Below are 2233 nucleotides of genomic sequence, written 5' to 3'. Positions count from 1 at the left end.
TACGCACTCTCGAAGCCTTGGAAGCCGAACTCAAACCAGCCCTCGACACCATCACCGCAAACGATGCCAAAGGCTGGATCAGGCACGCCGGCTATGTCCTACACTGAAACCAAAAACGCTTTAACTTCCATGCCCTGTACTTCAGCATCTGCCACGGCCTGGAGGTGGGCAGGGCAGCAGTCCGGAACCTGCCGGGTGTCGCGCACGAACTCGGCTACCGGGTTACGCTGGCTCAGTCGCAGTCCGTGGCTCTGAGCCGGGTCGAGGATATCCTGCCACCTGAAAATCGGCGCTCGGCCGAGGCGAGGAACACCATGCGCCCGATGCCGCCGGACAACATGCCGTCTGCCGTTGCACAGCGGCACTGGGCTTTCGACGCGCCGGCTGATGAATTCGGCGCATACCGCGAGGCGATGCCGCCGCGTCAGCAGCCCTATGGTGTGGAGCGGGAGGAGGGGCTGCTCGCCGGTCCGCGGCGCCTGACCAACCGCGCCTTCGATGCCCTTGATGACGTGGGGGACTGGATGCTCGGACGGTGATACTGATCCGAAGGCAGAAGTGCTACTTGTCATGGGATCAACGTAAGCTGATCCTGATGATTTTCGGACAAGAAGTAGCCCATGAGCCCATTGTCACAATGGACCCTGTTCATCGCCCGCCCTGGATTGGCCCTCCATCGAGTTCCCAATGAGCTATGCTGCCGAGCTCATACAAAAGAACCCGGCACAAGGCCGGGTTCCTATCTCGGATAAGGTCATGAGCATCAAATAGGCTACCGCTCAACGCCTGATGTCATGTTTCGTTCCTATGGGATCAACTCGCTTACATGCTCCTGCGACGCCTCATGAAGTAGACGACAGCCGCAACGACGATAATGGCGAGGATAATCCACCAATAGCCCGCAAGGCCGCCCCCTGAAGCTGTGGCGTCTCCGGCCGGAGGAGATCCGGGCGTGGCAGGTGGGGTCTGCGCCCATGCAGACGAAATCGCCAGGAAGAGGAAGCCCATCAATGCTGTGAGTTTGCTCATGGATGTGTCTCCGGTTGAGGAGGCCCAACGCAGGCGGCCTACGGAATTGCTAAGCTGGACCTGTCAGTGAACGCCTCTCCGGATGGCATGTTCCTATGCAAGCCCACTTTCTGCGCATAAGCTTCAGAAGATATACCCCGAGGCTGGAGCAGCAGAGATGATGAAAAGGCAGATCCTCGCAATCCAGGATGTCTATGTGCCTGTGCAGCGTCGGCAAACTCTTGATCCCCAGAAGGTTGAGGCTTTGGCCGAGAGCATCATCGAAAAGGGGCAGCAAGCTCCCATACTTGTGCGGCCTGACGGCACACGCTTTGTCTTGGTTGAGGGACTACATCGTCTGGAAGCGTGCAAGGCTCTCGGAGAGACAACTGTTCCAGCCTACTTGGTGCAGGCTCGCAAGCACTGAGATGCGACGACTTGCGAGTTGAACCTTCTCCGTCGGGGCGTTGAAGGCAGTATCACCCAGTCCCAGCTTGCCGTCACCTCGGATGGACCGCACGCCGCTTTCAGCCGTGCGCTCAAGCGGGTGATGGGGCACTCACCCGGTGCAATATGCGCCGATGGGAATTCTGCAGCGTGTTGATTGATTTCCGAGCCGCGGCGTATCCTATTTTCAACCGTTTCCTGTGCACTTCGTGCAAGTCGCATCGGATCGACACAAGGGCATTGAGATATCGAAAGGTGATCGCATGGTTATCAACGCCAATTTAATCGCCGAGCGGCCGACCTTCGTCACCCATCTTGAGTGCTCCTGGACCGGTGAGGTCTACGAAGCGGACAGGCCGCAAAATCTCTCGCGCGCAGGTAAACCGCTGTTGGTCCGTTACGATCTTGACGGTCTCCGCGCCTCTATCAGTAAAGATGAAGTGGCTCAACGCCCGAAAGATCTATGGCGGTGGCGCGAGTTCCTGCCGGTCCGCCGCGTGACGGACATCGTGAGTCTGGGAGAGACGGATACTCCGCTCATTCCGCTCTCCCGGTCTGCAAAGGCTGCGGGAGGAGGAGAGGTCCTCGTCAAGGACGAAGGACGCCTTCCGACAGGATCGTTCAAGGCCCGCGGGCTCGTGATGGCTGTGTCGATGTGGCCAGCCCCCACGAGGTGGTCCGGTGTCAATGTTAGTGCATGATCGGTCGTGGCGCTACGGCTGGGGTGGCCGGCGGAGTTGGCCGGGGTTGCGCAGCCGGCCATAGCACTGTCTCGGGT

At 59.3% G+C, this 2233-nt stretch carries 3 protein-coding genes and 1 pseudogene; 3 read left to right on the top strand and 1 reads right to left on the bottom strand.

Features of this window, described 5'->3' with window-relative positions:
* Positions 1-164: 164 nt before the first annotated feature.
* Positions 165-539 (top strand): hypothetical protein, encoded by a 375-nt coding sequence (locus ACS5Q1_RS47670; protein WP_473104746.1) that lies wholly within the window; start codon positions 165-167, stop codon positions 537-539.
* Positions 540-822: 283 nt separating this feature from the next.
* Here the strand turns inward: ACS5Q1_RS47670 and ACS5Q1_RS47665 are convergent, their stop codons facing one another.
* Positions 823-1029 (bottom strand): hypothetical protein, encoded by a 207-nt coding sequence (locus ACS5Q1_RS47665; RefSeq protein WP_473104745.1) that lies wholly within the window; start codon positions 1027-1029, stop codon positions 823-825.
* 157 nt (positions 1030-1186) lie between these two features.
* Between ACS5Q1_RS47665 and ACS5Q1_RS47660 the strand changes: the two genes are divergently transcribed.
* Positions 1187-1435 carry a ParB N-terminal domain-containing protein gene (locus tag ACS5Q1_RS47660; protein ID WP_473104744.1) on the top strand — a complete coding sequence of 83 codons (249 nt, stop codon included), beginning with the start codon at positions 1187-1189 and terminating at the stop codon, positions 1433-1435.
* Positions 1436-1718: 283 nt separating this feature from the next.
* Positions 1719-2120 (top strand): annotated as a pseudogene (locus ACS5Q1_RS47655) (pyridoxal-phosphate dependent enzyme); the annotation flags it as partial.
* Positions 2121-2233: the final 113 nt, after the last annotated feature.

The organism is Microvirga sp. GN3, assembly GCF_055792825.1.
The sequence above is the reverse complement of the archived record's forward strand: the minus strand, read 5'-3'. Positions and strand labels throughout refer to the sequence as shown.

What these genes read in the sequence shown, in the direction of transcription:
- ACS5Q1_RS47665 (WP_473104745.1), bottom strand. Translation starts at nt 1,029, where the DNA reads ATGAGCAAACTCACAGCATTGATGGGCTTCCTCTTCCTGGCGATTTCG.
- ACS5Q1_RS47660 (WP_473104744.1), top strand. Translation starts at nt 1,187, where the DNA reads ATGATGAAAAGGCAGATCCTCGCAATCCAGGATGTCTATGTGCCTGTG.